17 protein-coding genes are annotated in these 16,342 nt (G+C 63.1%); 6 read left to right on the forward strand and 11 right to left on the reverse strand.

What is annotated here, in order from left to right; genetic code table 11:
• Window positions 1-81 precede the first annotated feature (81 nt).
• From AB5I39_RS04375 to AB5I39_RS04385, 3 genes are all read right to left on the reverse strand, one after another.
• Window positions 82-591: a hypothetical protein gene (locus AB5I39_RS04375; protein WP_404371643.1), complete on the reverse strand. Its 510-nt coding sequence runs from the start codon at window positions 589-591 to the stop codon at window positions 82-84.
• A gap of 516 nt (window positions 592-1,107) precedes the next feature.
• A complete protein-coding gene (locus AB5I39_RS04380) occupies window positions 1,108-1,386 on the reverse strand; it encodes a DUF3175 domain-containing protein (RefSeq protein WP_404371645.1) in 279 nt (92 codons plus the stop codon).
• 49 nt (window positions 1,387-1,435) lie between these two features.
• Window positions 1,436-1,966: a hypothetical protein gene (locus AB5I39_RS04385; protein ID WP_404371648.1), complete on the reverse strand. Its 531-nt coding sequence runs from the start codon at window positions 1,964-1,966 to the stop codon at window positions 1,436-1,438.
• Window positions 1,967-2,069: 103 nt separating this feature from the next.
• Between AB5I39_RS04385 and AB5I39_RS04390 the strand changes: the two genes are divergently transcribed.
• Together AB5I39_RS04390 and AB5I39_RS04395 are read left to right on the forward strand one after the other, a co-directional pair.
• Window positions 2,070-3,344: an MFS transporter gene (locus tag AB5I39_RS04390; protein ID WP_404371650.1), complete on the forward strand. Its 1,275-nt coding sequence runs from the start codon at window positions 2,070-2,072 to the stop codon at window positions 3,342-3,344.
• A gap of 51 nt (window positions 3,345-3,395) precedes the next feature.
• Complete coding sequence (locus AB5I39_RS04395; protein ID WP_404371651.1) at window positions 3,396-3,764, forward strand: PRC-barrel domain-containing protein; 369 nt, start codon at window positions 3,396-3,398, stop codon at window positions 3,762-3,764.
• Between the two features lie 147 nt (window positions 3,765-3,911).
• Here AB5I39_RS04395 and AB5I39_RS04400 read toward each other — a convergent pair whose 3' ends face one another.
• The 5 genes from AB5I39_RS04400 to AB5I39_RS04420 all read right to left on the reverse strand — a co-directional run bounded on the left by AB5I39_RS04400 (window position 3,912) and on the right by AB5I39_RS04420 (window position 8,597).
• Window positions 3,912-4,139 carry a type II toxin-antitoxin system HicB family antitoxin gene (locus AB5I39_RS04400; protein WP_404371654.1) on the reverse strand — a complete coding sequence of 76 codons (228 nt, stop codon included), beginning with the start codon at window positions 4,137-4,139 and terminating at the stop codon, window positions 3,912-3,914.
• Between the two features lies 1 nt (window position 4,140).
• Window positions 4,141-4,395: a type II toxin-antitoxin system HicA family toxin gene (locus tag AB5I39_RS04405; protein ID WP_404371657.1), complete on the reverse strand. Its 255-nt coding sequence runs from the start codon at window positions 4,393-4,395 to the stop codon at window positions 4,141-4,143.
• A 611-nt stretch (window positions 4,396-5,006) separates the two neighbouring features.
• On the reverse strand, window positions 5,007-7,214 hold the full coding sequence (uvrB, locus tag AB5I39_RS04410) for an excinuclease ABC subunit UvrB (protein ID WP_404371659.1): 2,208 nt from the start codon (window positions 7,212-7,214) through the stop codon (window positions 5,007-5,009).
• A 50-nt stretch (window positions 7,215-7,264) separates the two neighbouring features.
• Window positions 7,265-7,687: a hypothetical protein gene (locus tag AB5I39_RS04415; RefSeq protein ID WP_404371662.1), complete on the reverse strand. Its 423-nt coding sequence runs from the start codon at window positions 7,685-7,687 to the stop codon at window positions 7,265-7,267.
• A 1-nt stretch (window position 7,688) separates the two neighbouring features.
• Window positions 7,689-8,597 (reverse strand): DNA/RNA non-specific endonuclease, encoded by a 909-nt coding sequence (locus AB5I39_RS04420; protein WP_404371665.1) that lies wholly within the window; start codon window positions 8,595-8,597, stop codon window positions 7,689-7,691.
• 250 nt (window positions 8,598-8,847) lie between these two features.
• On the opposite strand from AB5I39_RS04420, the gene AB5I39_RS04425 reads away from it, so the two are divergent.
• Complete coding sequence (locus tag AB5I39_RS04425; RefSeq protein WP_404371668.1) at window positions 8,848-9,405, forward strand: DUF3617 domain-containing protein; 558 nt, start codon at window positions 8,848-8,850, stop codon at window positions 9,403-9,405.
• Window positions 9,406-9,410: 5 nt separating this feature from the next.
• On the opposite strand, the gene AB5I39_RS04430 is transcribed toward AB5I39_RS04425, so the two are convergent.
• Together AB5I39_RS04430 and AB5I39_RS04435 are read right to left on the reverse strand one after the other, a co-directional pair.
• Window positions 9,411-9,848 (reverse strand): hypothetical protein, encoded by a 438-nt coding sequence (locus AB5I39_RS04430; RefSeq protein WP_404371671.1) that lies wholly within the window; start codon window positions 9,846-9,848, stop codon window positions 9,411-9,413.
• Between the two features lie 74 nt (window positions 9,849-9,922).
• Window positions 9,923-11,110: an MBL fold metallo-hydrolase gene (locus AB5I39_RS04435; protein ID WP_404371674.1), complete on the reverse strand. Its 1,188-nt coding sequence runs from the start codon at window positions 11,108-11,110 to the stop codon at window positions 9,923-9,925.
• A gap of 43 nt (window positions 11,111-11,153) precedes the next feature.
• On the opposite strand from AB5I39_RS04435, the gene AB5I39_RS04440 reads away from it, so the two are divergent.
• Both AB5I39_RS04440 and AB5I39_RS04445 read left to right on the forward strand, forming a co-directional pair.
• On the forward strand, window positions 11,154-11,459 hold the full coding sequence (locus AB5I39_RS04440) for a helix-turn-helix transcriptional regulator (RefSeq protein WP_404371677.1): 306 nt from the start codon (window positions 11,154-11,156) through the stop codon (window positions 11,457-11,459).
• A complete protein-coding gene (locus AB5I39_RS04445; protein ID WP_404371680.1) occupies window positions 11,459-11,971 on the forward strand; it encodes a hypothetical protein in 513 nt (170 codons plus the stop codon). The genes AB5I39_RS04440 and AB5I39_RS04445 overlap by 1 nt, the downstream gene beginning before the upstream one ends.
• On the opposite strand, the gene AB5I39_RS04450 is transcribed toward AB5I39_RS04445, so the two are convergent.
• Window positions 11,968-13,491, reverse strand: coding sequence for a fumarate hydratase (locus AB5I39_RS04450; protein WP_404371682.1), 1,524 nt, complete (start codon window positions 13,489-13,491; stop codon window positions 11,968-11,970). The two genes, AB5I39_RS04445 and AB5I39_RS04450, sit on opposite strands and share 4 nt — an antisense overlap.
• Before the next feature lie 143 nt (window positions 13,492-13,634).
• Here AB5I39_RS04450 and AB5I39_RS04455 point away from each other — a divergent pair, with 143 nt between their 5' ends.
• Window positions 13,635-16,286 (forward strand): putative bifunctional diguanylate cyclase/phosphodiesterase, encoded by a 2,652-nt coding sequence (locus AB5I39_RS04455; protein WP_404371684.1) that lies wholly within the window; start codon window positions 13,635-13,637, stop codon window positions 16,284-16,286.
• Window positions 16,287-16,342: the final 56 nt, after the last annotated feature.

Here is a 16,342-nt window from a genome sequence, read left to right on the forward strand (position 1 = left end):
CTTGAAGATCGACGCACTCGTGGCGGCGCGTGGAGTGTATTCTTGTGGAGAACAGTTTGCAGGACAAGGTGGTGATTGGGCCTAGCGAGAATCCGCGAAGCCATGAAGGGCAGCGCTGCCTAGCCGGTCCCGTACCATATGCTCGATCTCTTGCTGAAATCGAGCAAGAGAGGGATAGTCTGTCTCAAATCGCGTGCTGCATCGCTGGGTGGGCTCGTACCAGTCCGCTAGTAAGACGTCAGCGACAAGCCCCCCGGTCGATCCTTTCGGGGCAATGCTCACCTGAGTAATCTCTGTGTATTGCCCTTGCTCGCCGAAGCCCCATTCGCCGACCGCAGGACTTCCCGATTCGATGGGAAATCTTGAAAGTGACGCAGTGAAGTCGGCCAAATCCTGCCACTGAACCCACGCACCGTTACGTCCGGAAAAACGTGGAGTGTGAACCTCTGCCTTCAGCCACCCGAGATCGTCACCGTCGCGACTGAACACATATTCGAAGATCAGCTTGCTGTTCATCTGAAGACGGTGCCACCAGCTGTCGAGTGCGCGCAAGGGACGAACGATCTGACACAGATCGAGCGACCGCCACATTCTCGCGATCGAACTACATCCCACGCGCCGCCGGCAAAGCCGTCGGCCGGGTTCTCGCTGGCGCGCGACCCGCCGGCCATTTGGGGCGATGCCTCGCTTCGCTTGGCACCGGCGCGCGGCGCGCGCGCCTTCGCCCCAAATGAAAAGAGGCTGCCGGGGGGCGCTCTCGCCACCCCGGCAACCTCCTGACATGGTCAGCGGCCGGAAGCTCCGGCCTGGAGGACCATGCGAAACCGATAAACCCCGATGAACGGCGGCGTTGATTGGGGAAGGATACCCCCCGCCGTCATTCCAAAGGGCTTAAAGGTGCGTCCTCCAAGCCAACTGAACCGACCCCTTTGCTGAACCATGAGACATCGGATCACCTCCTTTCGCTGGTTAAAACCACGTGCCCAGGCCTGGACACGACCCCTGTTTGAATCATAAAATTTAACGAAACAAGTCTTGTAATGTTGCGGCTTTTCGACAATTCTCTTTCGCCTGCCAAAAGTGCAGCCGAACCCCGCTGTCGGCCCGCTAGTCGGCCTTTCCGAACAACACGCGCAACTCGTCCTTCGCCGCCTCCAGCACCTTTTTCTGCTTCGCCGGCAGATCGTGTCCGGCGCGGTTGATATAGAATGTCAGCATCGACATGGCCGATTGGAACGGCGTGCCCTTTCGTCGCGTGCTATGCTCGGCCGATCGTTTCAACGACGCCGCGATCTCCTTGGGATCGTCACGCGTGAAGATATGCTCTTCCAGGTCCATCGCGTCGGAATGTTCGGTCACGTCCTGCGACCATTTTTTGTCGGCCATTGTCGCTCTCCTCTGCGGGTAAAAACGCGAGGAGAAACAATCCTATCCCTCAGCCGCGACAATCCTCGATCACGCGACCGACCTCGGCCCAGGCGGGCACGACCAACGTCGGTGCGCCCTGCTGTTCGACGATGAAGCGGCCGCGGCTGAACGCCATCGCGTCGAGCAGGGGATCGCGCGCGTTCAGCGCGGCCGTTGCGGAACCGCCGCCCGGCTGCACCGGAACCGACCGCACAAGGCTCGACGTACGCAGCGTCAGCGGCGCTCCGACCGCACCACTGCGCGACAAGGTTACCGCGCCCGCACCACGATCGCAGCGCAGCGTCAGCAAGGCCGCGCCGCCCCCCTGCCCGTATGTCGCGATCGAACCACGCGCGTCCCCCCGATACGACCAATCCCCCGGCGTCACCGTCCAATCACGCCAGTCCGACCCCTGCGGCACGGGTAGCACCGGCGTCGGGGCGGGGCGCGGCATCGCGATCGGTCCCGGCGCAGGCTGCGGCGCGGTCGGCGCGCCGACGCAACCGGACACCAAAAGGATCGCGGCAAACGCGGTGAGCGAGGCAGAGGAAAAGCGCATGGCCGCGTGTATGCGGCATCGGACAGCCCTACTCAACCGATAGACCCCGAGCGATCTTGCGCCTCGTCGCGATTTCGCCTCTTGTGCGCCCAAGGGGATGACGATGGCACTCGAAGCGAAACGGTTGCGCGCCATCATCGGCGGGTCGGCTGGCAATCTGGTCGAATGGTACGATTGGTACGCCTACACGTCCCTATCACTCTATTTCGCGGCCTCTTTCTTCCCAAAGGGCGATGCGACCGCGCAATTGCTCGGCACCTCGGCGGTGTTCGCGGTCGGCTTCTTCATGCGTCCGATCGGGGCCTATGTGATGGGCCGCTACGCCGATTCCCACGGGCGCAAGGCCGGGCTGGCGGTGTCGGTCGGGCTGATGTGCGCAGGCTCGCTGATGATCGCCTTCGTGCCCGATTATGGCAGCATCGGGCTAGCCGCGCCGATCGTCCTGCTGCTCGCGCGGATGATCCAGGGCCTGTCGGTCGGCGGCGAATATGGCGCCAGCGCGACCTATCTGTCGGAAATGGCGACGCGAAAGAACCGCGGTTTCTGGTCGAGTTTCCAATACGTTACGCTGATCGGCGGTCAGCTTACGTCGCTCGCCGTCACGCTGATCCTGCAGGCGCTGCTGACCAAGGCGCAGATGGAGGCGTTCGGCTGGCGGATCGCCTTCCTGCTCGGCGCGGCGCTGGCACTCGGCGTCTATGTTCTGCGCCGCCGCCTGGCCGAAACCGCCTCGTTCGAGGCGCTGGCAAAGGACCGCCCCGCCTCGGGCGCAGCGGCACTATGGCGCGCGCATCCGCGCGAGTTCATCCTCGTCGCGATCATCAGCGCGGGCGGCAGCTTGGCCTTCTACGCCTACACCACCTACATGCAGAAATTCCTGGCCAACACCGCGGGGTTCTCGATCCAGGCCGCGACCGGCATCATGACCGCGGCGCTGGTCGTATTCATGCTCGTTCAGCCGCTGTTCGGCAGTCTCGCCGATCGGTTTGGGCGCAAGCCGATGCTGCTGCTGTTCGGCGTGGGGTGCACGCTCGTCTCGGTGCCTGTGTTCAGTGCCCTCGCCGCCACGCGCGATGCGACCGCCGCGTTCGCGATCATCATGCTGCCGCTGCTGCTGCTCGCCGCCTACACCTCGATTTCCGCGCTGATCAAGGCCGAGCTGTTCCCCACACACATCCGCGCGCTCGGCGTCGCCTTGCCCTATGCGCTGGGCAATGCGTTGTTCGGCGGCACGGCGGAATTCGTCGCGCTTCGCTTCAAGCAGGAGCATCTCGAAAGCGGCTTTTACTGGTATGTCGCCATCATCCTTGCGATCACGACATTCTGCTTCTGGCTGCTCCCCGAAACCAAGCGGACCAGCCTGATTAGCGAGGATTGAGGAACCGCATCGCCCCCCGCGCCGTTTCGCCTGCGAACTGAAGGAAGACTGATGGCCCAGACCGAACCAACCCAATTGCTGCTGCAATCGAACAAGGCCGACGCGATGCCGGTGCGCAGCCGCGACGGCGACAAGATCGGCACGCTCTACACGCTGATGGTCAACAAACGCAGCGGCCAGGCGGTCTATGCCGTGCTGACGATCGGCGGCTTTCTGGGCATGGGCAAGGCCTATTACCCAATCCCCTTCTCGCTGCTGCAGTTCGACCCGGTCAACGACACCTATATCGTGACGATCGACCGCCGCGTCCTGGAAGGCGGCCCAAGCTGGGCGGCAAACCCGCCGGAGTTCGACCAGGCGTACGCCGATCGCGTGTCGAAATATTACGACGTCGCGGGGGAGGACCTGTCGCTGGGGTGAGGCTTAGAAACCCTCGACCACTCGGGCGCTCGCCTCAAATCGCTGAGCTTTACGTTCGGCCTTCCAGAACACACGCTTATACTCGCGCAGGTGCACCCACCATTGCGGCGAGCGCGTCAGCTGGCCTTTTCGGACATGAGCCATGGGCTACGCCGCGTGTTTGGCGGCATGAGGAACCGCGCGATACAGCGGCTCGGGGATCGAAAAATTCATGTCCCGGGCAACTTCAAGCCAGCCTTGCATTGCGACCTGCACCTCGGCCAAGGCCTCTTCGGGTGTGTCGCCAAACGCCGAACACGATTTCAGGTCCGGCACATTGGCGACCCAGCATCCGTCGTCGTCAGACCAGAACAGATCGATATGATAGCGCAGCAACTCAGTCGTCCAATGTCAGTCCGTACGCCTCGCATATAGCAAGGAATTGCTGAATTTGATAGCTCTTGGCGTCCTTACCGCGCGGTTGGACGGTTAGGATAGCGGGGATGTCGGAACGAGCGTAATGACGATGGCTTCCCGTTGTGCGTCGCAGCGTAAAGCCAAACGCGAGGATCAGGCGTTCAAAATCACGAAAGGGAATTGATGCGCCGGGATTGGCGATGATCCATTTGTGAAGTTTAGCGGTCTTAGTCATGAACGCCTTTCCTTCCCGGAAAGCGGATCGCGCCAACCACGTTCGGTTGCAAAATCAGCAAACGTGCGGCTCATTCTAGCCTCCTAGTCGAGGACGGCATGAGCAAGAATGACATTCGCAATTCGCTGGGCCTCCGAGCGACTCAAATCGGCAGGGACATTTTCCAGGCGAACTACACAGCCGGGTCGGATGGGTACCTTGATCACCCCTTCCCAACCTGAGTCAACTATGTGTTGATTCTCTGTTCGAGCGAGATTATCTGTCGATTTAGTACCCTGCCCCATTTGCAACCAGACAGGGTTAACGCCAAGGATTTTGGCCAAGACAGAAATTTTCGCTGGACGAGGAGACGCTTCGCCTTCGTGCCACTTACGGACAGTTTCGGTACTAATCTTATCGCCCGATAGCCTATAGAATTGTTCTATTATATAGACATAGCGACCATCATGCTTTGCGGGAACAAGAGGTGATTGATCACAGGCTTGCCGAAATCTCCTGGCGAAATCGGGAGATCGGATCGGACCTGACGAATTTTTCGATGTGACCATGAACGCCTCCTGTGAGAGAGGCGTGTATACACGTTTTGGTTGTCTAATCAACCTTAAATCAAATCACCGCCCCCTTCGCGAACTCCCCGCCATCCCAGCGCGCATCTTCTGGCTCTTCCCGTAGCGCGTTTTGCGCGTGCCCGGCTTCCCCTCGTTGCTGCGCCCCATGATCGGCAGCTTTTGCTGTTCGACCGGCAAGCCCAACTCCTCCTGCTCCAGCTTGCGGATCTCGTCGCGCAGCCGCCCGGCGGTCTCGAACTCCAGATCGGCCGCCGCCGCGCGCATCTGCTTTTCGAGGTCCTCGATATAGGCGCGCAGATTGTGGCCGACCATGTGCGGCCGGTCCTCGTCGATCTCGACCGTCACCTGGTCGCGGCTCGCCACGTCCTGGATGATGTCGCCGATGTTGCGGCGGATCGTCGTCGGGGTGATGCCATTGGCTTCGTTATACGCACGCTGCTTCTCGCGGCGGCGGTTGGTTTCGTTGATCGCGCGCTCCATGCTGCCGGTGATGCGGTCGGCATAGAGGATCACGCGCCCGTCGACGTTGCGCGCCGCGCGGCCAATCGTCTGGATCAGCGAGGTTTCGCTGCGCAGGAACCCTTCCTTGTCGGCATCCAGGATCGCGACCAGCCCGCATTCGGGGATGTCCAACCCCTCGCGCAACAGGTTGATGCCGATCAGCACGTCGTACACGCCCAGCCGCAAATCACGGATCAACTCGATACGCTCCAGCGTCTCGACGTCGCTGTGCATATAGCGAACGCGAATGCCCGCCTCGTGCATGAACTCGGTCAGATCCTCCGCCATGCGCTTGGTCAGCGTGGTGACGAGCGTGCGGTACCCCGCCTCGGCGGTTTTCTTCGCCTCGACGATTAAATCCTGCACTTGCTCCTCGACCGGCTTGATCTCGATCGGCGGGTCAATGAGGCCGGTCGGGCGGATCACCTGTTCGGCGAACACGCCGCCGGTTTGCTCCATTTCCCACGCGCCCGGCGTGGCCGAGACATAGGTCGTCTGCGGCCGCATCGCGTCCCATTCGTTGAAGCGTAGCGGCCGATTGTCGATCGCACTCGGCAGCCGGAAGCCATATTCCGCCAGCGTCAGTTTCCGCCGGTGATCGCCGCGCGACATGCCGTTGATCTGGCCGATCGTCTGGTGGCTTTCGTCCACAAACAGCAGCGCGTTCTCGGGCAGATATTCGAACAACGTCGGCGGCGGCTCGCCCGGCATCCGCCCGGTGAGGAAGCGCGAGTAATTCTCGATGCCTGCGCACGAACCGGTCGCCGCGATCATCTCGAGATCGAAATTGGTGCGCTGCTCCAGCCGCTGCGCCTCGAGCAACTTGCCCTCGGGGATCAGCTCCTTGAGCCGTTCCTGAAGCTCGAACTTGATCGCCTCCATCGCCTGTTTCAGCGTCGGCCCCGGCGTGACGTAATGGCTGTTGGCGTAGATGCGGATGTAATCGAGGCTCGCGACCTTCTTGCCGGTCAGCGGATCGAACTCGACGATCTCCTCGATATCGTCGCCGAAGAACGACACGCGCCACGCCGTGTCGTCATAATGCGACGGGAAGATCTCCAGCGCATCGCCGCGCACCCGGAAATTGCCGCGCGCGAACGCCGCATCGTTGCGCTTGTACTGCAGCGCGACGAGTTTCCGCACGATCTCGCGCTGATCGACCACCTGGCCCTTTTTCAGGTCGAAGATCATCGCCGAATAGGTCTCGACCGATCCGATGCCGTACAGGCACGATACCGACGCCACGATGATCACATCGTCGCGTTCGAGCAGCGAGCGCGTCGCAGCGTGCCGCATCCGGTCGATCGCTTCGTTGGTCGAGCTTTCCTTTTCGATGTACGTATCCGAGCGCGCGACATAGGCTTCGGGCTGATAGTAATCGTAGTAACTGACGAAATATTCGACCGCGTTATCCGGGAAGAACGACTTCATCTCGCCGTAAAGCTGCGCCGCGAGGATCTTGTTGGGCGCGAGGATCAAAGCCGGCCGCTGTACCGCCTCGATCACCTTGGCCATCGTGAAGGTCTTGCCCGATCCGGTAACGCCGAGCAGCACCTGATCGCGCTCGCCCGCTTGCGTTTGCGCGACCAGCTCGGCAATCGCGGTCGGCTGATCGCCCGCCGGCGTATAGTCCGACACGATCTTGAACGGCCGCCCGCCCTCGGCTTTCGGGGGCCGCGCCGGGCGGTGCGGAATAAAGCTCTGCCCGGTCTCGGGTTCGTCGAGCGACGTGCGAATCTGGATGGCCATGCGGGTAATATGGGATGGACATAGCGGGAACGCCAGCCTCCCCGAGCGGCTCAGTTAAGTTCGCGCAACAGCCATCCCATGTCGCCGGGTGGGGGATAGACGCGGGGCTTGTCGCCATAATGCCGCTGCAGCACCAACTCGCGCCGTTCGTCGTTATCGAAGTCGTCGCCAAATTTTTCGGGAAACACAAACTCGACCGTGAATTTCGTGCCAGTTATGGTATACTCCATTGCCGACCATCGCTTGTCCGGGTCCTCCGCTGTCCATACTTCGAAAAGCAGATCGGTGAGCTTCCTGCTCGGATCGAAATAGCGAATCTGATTCCCCTCATCCTTAAAGACGTTGGGTCCGACCCATCCTTCGTCTGCTTCGACATACAGGAGCGTCTTGTCCGGATCGCCGACGATCGCGGCAAGTTCCCTGCCGATCTCGCGGTAAAGATCGCCGAACTTATTCAGCTTATCGTCTGACATATTAGCGCCCCCCTTTTCGATTGGTGAATATTTTGCGCTTCGTTTTTCCGTCGATAGACCAAGTGACGTTGAGCGAGTTGGGACGTTGCGACGTGCCGCCATAATGCGGGATGATATTGACATGGACGCGGTGGCCACCGCGTACCGACTTAGCCCATTTATCTTCGAGAGCACGATAGGCTCCGCGATTGAAATTGGCGTCTTGCGCGAAATGGTTGAAGCTCGCGCTTCGGCCATTGAAGCTTACAGCAATATAATGGCCGCCATCATCGGTAGCCTGCCGATCAGAACCGCCCGCGCGCGCTTGCTCGGTCCGCGAGCGCTTTTCGATCGATTCCAGCTGAAGGTCGCCATCGACATAGCGCGTCCTTTCCCCTTTATCTGCAGCGAAGGTATAACCATTGGCCTTGATCTCCCGCCATCCGAGCTGTCGAAACATCTGCTGCTGCAAGGAAGGCGGATGCGCGACATCGGCAGGCAAACGACCGCCATGGGTCTGCATGTAATAGTCCAGCGCAAGGACGCGATTTTTGGCATCGCGCGCCGCATCCCGCGATTGCTGAGTCGGGAGTTTGATCGGCTGACCGACCCGCAATGTGCTCTCGGGCGGGATATCATTCAGCCACGCCAGATCCTCGACGGTCACGCCGTTGCGCAGCGATGCGATCCGCTCCAGCGTATCTCCGCTCCTGACGACATGGATCGTATAATTGGCCGGGTCTTGCGGATCGAGCGTGCGCGGCTTCGTAGCCGACGAAGCGGCCGACGGCTGGCTTCGACGCGGACGGCTGCCCACCGTGCCGCTACGAGCGCCACCCGGTGCGAAGGTAAAGCGCCCGTTTCTCGGATCGTGATATGGGTTGAACTTGAGTTCGATCGGCGGACTCGCGACCCGCTGTCCGGTGCGCAAATAGATCGAAAACGCGGTGTCACGCGATCCGCGCTGAAGCCCTCCCGGCATACAGACTCCCCCTGATTAGAGAGAAAGGAGCCGTACCATAATAATTAGAACATATAAAGAACAAAATCAGAGGCTGATGCTCAAACCAATCTATCCCCGCCCCCAATCAGCGATTGCCATAATCAACCAATCTTGGGAGGATCATCGCCAAGAGCCCGCCGCACCCCAAGCGCCGCGCCACCCGGAGAGTTTCCCCGCCATGTCCCTTCGCCACGTCGCCATCCTCGCTCTCCCGCTCCTGGCAATCGCCTGCGGACCCGAAGCGCAGATCAAGCGTCAGCCGGGAAGCTGGTCGCAAAAGGTCGAGGTGCTGAAACTGGAGGGCAAGGGCGCGTCGCCGCAGGTACAGGCGCAAATGCAGAAGATGTTCGATGCGATGGCCGCCATGTCGGTGTGCGTCACCCCCGCCGCGGTGGAGAAAGAGGATCTCGCCAAGAATCTCGAACAAATGGGCTCGCGCGGCCAGAACTGCACCTTCAGCAATCGCGACGCGACCGGGTCTACGATCGGCTTCGATGCGGTCTGCAAGCAAGCGGGTGGCGGATCGATGAAGCTCACTGCGCGCGGCAGCAATGCGCCCACCGAGCAGGATATCAAGATGACGATGGTCGGCACCGACGCGGCCGGCAAGCAGCAGGGCACGATGGAGATGCGCGTTCGTGCGATCCGCAACGGCGATTGCAAGCCGAGCGACATCACCCTGCCCGACCTGCCGCCCAACCATCCGACCGTGCCGGAGGCTGGCCTCAAACCCTGACCGGCCTAAACGACCCGCCGATACGCCATGCGCCACATCGTCCAGCCGATCAGCGCGGAGACAAGCGCCAGGATCAGGCTCGTCGCCGCCGCACTGATCCAGCGGAACAGCAATGCTTGGGAATCCAGCGCGGGCATGTCGAACAGCCCGAAGCCATAGGTCTGCCCGCCCAGGAACAGCGCAAAACCCGCCAGCGCGCCGACCGCGATCGCGCTGCCCGGCCCACGCCACCCAAGCGCATGACACAGGATCCAGAGCGGCCCGCCGACCGCCACCGCCGCCATCATGGTGATGAGCACGCCCAGCACGAAGCCGACGATCAAGCCGGTCGGCGCAATCCCGCTGCCGATCGCCACGACGATCGTCGCAAAAACGCCGCCAACCAATCCACCCGCGCCAAGTGCCAGACCGGCGCGATCGAGCGACGCCTCATATCCCCGCATAGCCCGCTCCGCCACCACACCCAGTCTCTGCGGCGCGGCTGTAGCATCCCACGCCCACGCCCCCAAGTCGGCCTTCAGGGCAAGGCGCGCGCGGCGGCGGGCAGGCGCGCGACCATCTCGTCGCGAACGATCGGCGGAAGCGGCACGGGCGCGCGATACGGCGCAATCGTGGTCGGCACGCCCAGCGGGACGGTCCCGAACCCGCGCAAACCCGCCGTCTGCGTCACCGCGGCAAGCAAGCGCGGCGGCGTGTCGTATCCTTCGTACGACAAGCGGAACGTGCCCCAATGCACCCCGATACCGCTCGAAGCGCCGAGCCTGCGATAGACCTCCGCCGCATCGATCGGCCCGATATGGCTGCCCGCCGCCATCTGTCCGGGCATGAAGCGGAACGCCCCGATCGGGATCAATGCCAGCCGCACCGGGCCATAACGCGCGGCCTCGTCCGCCCATTTCAGATCGCCAGCACCAGTATCGCCCGCAAAGAACAGATTGCCGCCGGGCAGCTTGACGACGAAGCTCGACCACAAGGCCCGGTTGCGGTCGCTCGCCCAGCGCGACCCCCAATGGTGGTTGCGCGTGACGACGACATCGACGCCCGGCTTGATCGGCACGACCCCGCCCCAGTCGCGCGCGCTCGCCCGCACCCCGGCCTGGCCGATTACGCTGTCATTGCCCAGGCTGGTCACGATCGTCGGATGGTCGCGATCCCACAGACGCTTCAACGTCGTCAGGTCCATATGGTCGTAATGGTCATGGCTGATCAGCACGACATCGATCTTCGGCAATTTGTCGAACGCGATGCCCGGCTCCGCCACGCGCGCCGGGCCGATGTCGAGCGGGCCGACCGTGCGGCTCCACACCGGATCGGTCAGGATGTTCAGCCCCTGCGTCTGCACCAGCACCGTCGCATGGCCGACCCACGTCGCGACCATCGCATCGCCCTCAACGCGGGCGGGCGGCGCGACCGGGTGGATCGCGACCCGATCGGGCCATTTCGGTCGCCCGTCATTGCCCAGGATATAGCGCAGCAGGAAATTCGGCCGCGATTGCCCCGGCTTCGGCGCGGCGACCGCATCGTCATCCCCGTCGGGATTGAAGAAGCGCGTCCCGTCGAAATGCGCGCTCACCGGCCCGCGATAATAGCGCGCGTCCAGAAACCGCGGCACGATCGCCACCACGAGACAGAGGGAGATGACCAACCACAAAACCGTGGTGCCAAGCCCGCCGGCGATACGACGCCCCAAAGATGTACGCTTCATGCCAATCTGATGGCGTGTCGGCGCAAAGACATCAAGGGCACGCTTGATCGATCAAAAACGAATCGTTGTGTATAGACAACGTTATGTTATCAATTCCGACATGAATGCGGAAATTCACAATCGGATTGCGCTGTTTCGCGCCGAACGCGGCACCTCGCGCCGGGCGCTGGCGGACGCCGTCGGGGTCAATCCGCAAACGATCGGCTATCTGGAGCGCGGCGATTACAAACCGAGCCTGGAACTGGCGATGAAGATCGCAGCCTATTTCGGCGTCGCGATCGAACACCTCTTTTCCTTCACCCCTTTTGAAAGCGTGGCCGAAGTGCTGCGCCGCGCCGGAGACGCCTGATGCGCCGTGATCCGATCATTGCTGCCGCCGACTGGTTCACTCGCGTCACCGGTGCCGAAAAACTGCTGACCTGGCAGGTCTCGTGGCACCCGCGTCCGTTTCGATTCCTGCCGATTATCGCGCTCGCCCTTGGCGCGGTCGGGCTGGCGATGCAGATCGGACATCCCGACCGAGCGATTGGCAGCATCTTCGTCAACCTGGGATGTTTCATGCCGGGCATGGTGCTGATGCTGTTCGGCCCGCTACGGCAGCCGTCTCTCTCCGCCCCACTCGACGAGCGGGAGCGGCGACAACGCGTGACGGCGTTCGTGTGGGGCCTCGGCACCGCGCAGATTTTGGCGCTGATCGCCTGCTACACCTTCGCCGCTGCCGAGGTCCTACCGGGTTTATGGCGTCCGCGCAGCATCGGCGACTGGTCGACGCTCGCGCAGCTGATGTTTGGGGTCGTGGAAAACGTTACCGTGCTCGCGGCCAGTTGGGCGCTCCCACGTCCGTTACCAGAGGACGACTAGACCCCGACCAACAACCCCTCCCGCGCGATCTTCTCCTTCCACACCAGCGGCGCGAGCTGGTGCACATTCGCGCCGGTCGAATCGACCGCCACCGTCACCGGGAAATCCTTCACTTCGAATTCGTAGATCGCCTCCATACCGAGATCGGCGAAGCCAACGACCTTCGATCCCTTGATCGCGCGCGCGACGAGGTACGCCGCCCCGCCGACCGCCATCAGGTACGCGCTTTTCGCCTCGGCGATCGCCTTGGTCGCATCGGCACCGCGCTCGGCCTTGCCGACCATCGCCAGCAGCCCCTGGTCGAGCATCATGCGCGTGAACTTGTCCATCCGCGTCGCCGTCGTCGGGCCCGCCGGGCCGACCACTTCCTCGCCGACCGGATCGACCGGGCCGACGTAATAGATCACGCGGCCCTTGAATTCGACCGGCAGGTCCTCGCCCGCCTCCAGCATATCCTTGATGCGCTTGTGCGCGGCATCGCGCCCAGTCAGCATCTTGCCGTTCAGCAGCAATCGGTCGCCCTGCTTCCACCCCTGCACCTGCTCGGGCGTCAGCGTGTCGAGATCGACGCGGATCGCGGCGCCGTCGGGCTGCCAGTCGACCTTGGGCCATTCGTCGAGCTTGGGCGCTTCGAGGAAGCTCGGCCCCGATCCGTCGAGCGTGAAATGCGCGTGGCGCGTCGCGGCGCAATTCGGGATCATCGCCACCGGCTTGCCCGCGGCGTGGCACGGCGCATCCTTGATCTTCACGTCGAGAATGGTCGACAGCCCGCCCAGCCCCTGTGCGCCGATGCCGAGCGCGTTGACCTTGTCGAAAATCTCGATCCTCAGCGCCTCGATGTCGTTCTTCGGCCCGCGCGCCTTCAGCGGGCCCATGTCGATCGGCTCCATCAGCGCCTGTTTCGCCAGCAGCACGCAATGCTCCGCCGTCCCGCCGATCCCGATCCCAAGCATCCCCGGCGGACACCAGCCGGCACCCATCTGCGGCAACATCTCGATCACCCAATCGACGATCGAATTGGACGGATTCATCATCTTGAACTTGGACTTGTTCTCCGACCCGCCGCCCTTCGCCGCGACGTCGACCGAAACCTTCGCGCCCGGCACCATCGTGACGTGCAGCACGCACGGGGTGTTGTCCTTGGTGTTGCGGCGGGTGAAGGCCGGGTCGGCCAGCACCGAGGCGCGCAGCTTGTTGTCCGGGTGCAGATAGGCTCGGCGCACCCCTTCGTCGACGACCTCCTGCAACGATCGCGAGGTGTCGTCGAGCACGCAGTCCATGCCCCATTCGACGAACACGTTGACGATGCCGGTATCCTGACAGATCGGGCGGTGCCCCTCGGCGCACATCCGGCTGTTGGTCAGGATCTGCGCGATCGCGTCGCGCGCCGCCGGGCCCTGTTCCGCCTCATACGCCGCGCCAAGCGCGCGGATGTAATCCATCGGATGATAGTAGCTGATGAACTGCAGGGCGTCGGCGACGCTTTCGATCAGGTCGGCTTGGCGGATGATGGTCGTCATGAACGGGCCTTCGGTGCTGGATTCTGCCGCACCCTCTATGCGCCCGCACGCCCGCCGCCAAGGTTGCGAAATAGGTATCCTTATTGCCTGTTTACCAAAGGCCGCAGGGACTTTGGCAAGGTTCGCCCGCTATCGAAGAATCGATGCGAGCCCGTTTCAATCCCGTAAAAGCCGTTCTCCGCGCATTGGCGGCGTTTCGTGCCGATTTGATGCCCGGCCCGCGCGCGCCGGAAAGCCACCGCGACAAATTGCATATCCAGGTGCGCCAACTCGGCGCGATCTGGCCGCTCGCCTTCGTCGTGGCGGTCGCCGCCCCCTCGATCGTGTGGTGGGCGGCGTACGAAGCGGGCCTGCCCGCGTTGATGAACGCCGCCACGCTGTGGGGCGCGGTTGTTGCCGCGCTGGGCCTGCTCTTGCTGGTGGTGGCGTGCGTGCCGCCGCTCAAGCATTGGTCGCCATATATCCACGTGCGCATCGCGACCCTGGTCGGATGCGGCATCGCGGCGGCGCTGCTCGCCCTGCTCTATGCGACCGTCGGGACGGTGTCCGGCACGTTCAACTTCATCAGCTTCGTCGCGGTGTTCGGCGCGATCATCGTGACGATCATCGCGCTGCACCCGGTACGCGCGGCAACGCTTGGCTTCGCGATCGGACTGGTCGCGGTGCTGGGCCTGCACGAAGGCTTCGACACCGCGCTTGGCATCGCGCTTGGCTTCGTGCTGTGCTTGACCGTCGCCACCTATCGCCTGGTCGCGTTCGACCGGCGCGCGGGGACGCGGCGCGACCTGGAATATGCGCAAGGCCGCATGGCCACTCGCCTGGTCGCCGAATTCGAGGCGCATTCGAACGGCTGGTTCTGGCAAACCGATGCCGAGGGCCGCATCACCTATCTGACCGCCAAGGTCGCAAGCGAGCTCGACCTGCCCGACGCGCCCGCGATCGGCGCGCCGCTCACCACGTTGTTCCGCATGGACAGCGCGACGCCGGAAACCGAGCGCACGCTCGCCTTCCATCTCGCCTCGCGCACCGCTTTCTCGAACTACTCCGTGCGCCCGGCGAGTGTCGCCAAGCTGGATCGCTGGTGGTCGATCTCGGGTCGGCCGGTGATCGACGATTTCGGCCATTTCGTTGGCTTCGTCGGCAGCGGCAGCGACCTGACCGAACGCCGCCGCGCCGATGCGGAGATCACCCGCCTCGCCTTGTTCGACGGCCTCACCGGTCTCGCCAACCGCCAGCGTTTGCGCCTGTCGCTCGACCAGACACTGGCGCAACGGCTCGCCCAGCCGGGACATGTGCGCAGCTCGGCGCTGTTCCTGCTCGATCTCGACCGCTTCAAGGCGGTCAACGATACGCTCGGCCACCAGATGGGCGACGCGCTGCTCAAGCAGGTCGCCCAGCGGTTGCAGCGCACGATCGGCGAGGCGGGCCTGGTCGGGCGCCTTGGAGGCGACGAATTCCAGGTGATCCTTCCCGCCATGTCGGATCGCGAGAAACTGGGCGAGCTGGCACGGCGCGTGATCTTCGATCTGTCGCAACCCTATAGCATCGACGGGTCGGCGATCAGCATCGGCTGTTCGATCGGCATCGCCTTGTCGCCCGACGACGGCACCGATGCCGAAACGCTGGTCCGCAATGCCGACCTCGCGCTGTATGCCGCCAAGGGCGACGGACGCGGCATCCACCGCTTCTTCCGTGACGAACTGCTGGTCGGCGCGCAAAGCCGCAAGCAGCTCGAAGACGATCTGCGCGATGCACTCGGCGGCAACCAGTTCCACATTGCCTATCAGCCCGTCGTCAGCACGCGCTCCGAACGGATCGTCGGTTATGAGGCGCTGCTGCGCTGGGAACATCCGACCCGCGGCATGATCAGTCCGGCGGAATTCATTCCCGTCGCCGAGGATTGCGGGCTGATCGAGGCAATCGGCGAATGGGTATTGCGCACCGCCTGCATCGAGGCGGCAACCTGGCCGAGCGACGTGCGCGTCGCGGTCAACGTGTCGCCGATTCAGTTCGCCAATCCCGCCCTGCCCACGCTCGTCACCTCGGCGCTGGCGAAATCGGGGATCGCGCCGCATCGGCTCGAGCTCGAAATCACCGAGGGCGTGTTCGTCGACGAAACCCCCGCGACCGAACAGATGTTCAAGACGCTGAAGGGCTGCGGCGTGCGTCTGGCGCTCGACGATTTCGGGACGGGCTATTCCTCGCTCGGCTATCTGAAGAAGGCGCCGTTCGACAAGATCAAGATCGACCAGAGCTTCGTGAAAGGCGCGACGATCGCGGGCAACCGCAACGCCGCGATCATCAAGGCGATCGTCAACCTGGCCGATACGCTGGGGATGGAAACGACCGCCGAGGGCGTCGAGAATCACGACGAGATCGCGCTGATCCGCGAACTCGGCTGCAGCCATATCCAGGGCTATGCCTATGGCAAACCCGCCCGCGCTGCCGAAGTCGCCGTGCAATTGAAAGCGGCCGACGGGCGCGCAACTCCGAGCGGATACCGCGTCAGCCGCTCGCCGCGCACCGCGATGCTGCGCACAGCCCGCATCCAGGCCGGCGACGTGGTCGGCGAAGTACGCATCCGCAACATCTCGTCGGGCGGCGTGATGATCGATGGGATCGAGGTCGAGGACGGCGTCGGCGATCTCGACGTGCTGATTGAACTGCTCGAAAACCAGATGTTCCCGGCGCGCCTGCGCTGGGCGGCCGACGGCAAGGCCGGCCTCGAATTCGCCGAAACGTTCAACATGGAACGGCTCGCGACCGCGACGGTCCCGCTCAGGAAAACAGCATAACGCCCCAAGCTAAACCCTTCCCCGGCGAAGGCCGGGGAAGGGTTTCGAAGAACGGC

This window comes from Sphingomonas sp. MMS24-J45 (assembly GCF_044881195.1).
GTDB lineage: Bacteria > Pseudomonadota > Alphaproteobacteria > Sphingomonadales > Sphingomonadaceae > Sphingomonas.

What these genes read in the sequence shown, in the direction of transcription:
- AB5I39_RS04375 (WP_404371643.1), bottom strand. Translation starts at nt 591, where the DNA reads ATGTGGCGGTCGCTCGATCTGTGTCAGATCGTTCGTCCCTTGCGCGCA.
- AB5I39_RS04380 (WP_404371645.1), bottom strand. Translation starts at nt 1,386, where the DNA reads ATGGCCGACAAAAAATGGTCGCAGGACGTGACCGAACATTCCGACGCG.
- AB5I39_RS04385 (WP_404371648.1), bottom strand. Translation starts at nt 1,966, where the DNA reads ATGCGCTTTTCCTCTGCCTCGCTCACCGCGTTTGCCGCGATCCTTTTG.
- AB5I39_RS04390 (WP_404371650.1), top strand. Translation starts at nt 2,070, where the DNA reads ATGGCACTCGAAGCGAAACGGTTGCGCGCCATCATCGGCGGGTCGGCT.
- AB5I39_RS04395 (WP_404371651.1), top strand. Translation starts at nt 3,396, where the DNA reads ATGGCCCAGACCGAACCAACCCAATTGCTGCTGCAATCGAACAAGGCC.
- AB5I39_RS04405 (WP_404371657.1), bottom strand. Translation starts at nt 4,395, where the DNA reads ATGACTAAGACCGCTAAACTTCACAAATGGATCATCGCCAATCCCGGC.
- uvrB (WP_404371659.1), bottom strand. Translation starts at nt 7,214, where the DNA reads ATGGCCATCCAGATTCGCACGTCGCTCGACGAACCCGAGACCGGGCAG.
- AB5I39_RS04415 (WP_404371662.1), bottom strand. Translation starts at nt 7,687, where the DNA reads ATGTCAGACGATAAGCTGAATAAGTTCGGCGATCTTTACCGCGAGATC.
- AB5I39_RS04425 (WP_404371668.1), top strand. Translation starts at nt 8,848, where the DNA reads ATGTCCCTTCGCCACGTCGCCATCCTCGCTCTCCCGCTCCTGGCAATC.
- AB5I39_RS04430 (WP_404371671.1), bottom strand. Translation starts at nt 9,848, where the DNA reads ATGCGGGGATATGAGGCGTCGCTCGATCGCGCCGGTCTGGCACTTGGC.
- AB5I39_RS04435 (WP_404371674.1), bottom strand. Translation starts at nt 11,110, where the DNA reads ATGAAGCGTACATCTTTGGGGCGTCGTATCGCCGGCGGGCTTGGCACC.
- AB5I39_RS04445 (WP_404371680.1), top strand. Translation starts at nt 11,459, where the DNA reads ATGCGCCGTGATCCGATCATTGCTGCCGCCGACTGGTTCACTCGCGTC.
- AB5I39_RS04450 (WP_404371682.1), bottom strand. Translation starts at nt 13,491, where the DNA reads ATGACGACCATCATCCGCCAAGCCGACCTGATCGAAAGCGTCGCCGAC.
- AB5I39_RS04455 (WP_404371684.1), top strand. Translation starts at nt 13,635, where the DNA reads ATGCGAGCCCGTTTCAATCCCGTAAAAGCCGTTCTCCGCGCATTGGCG.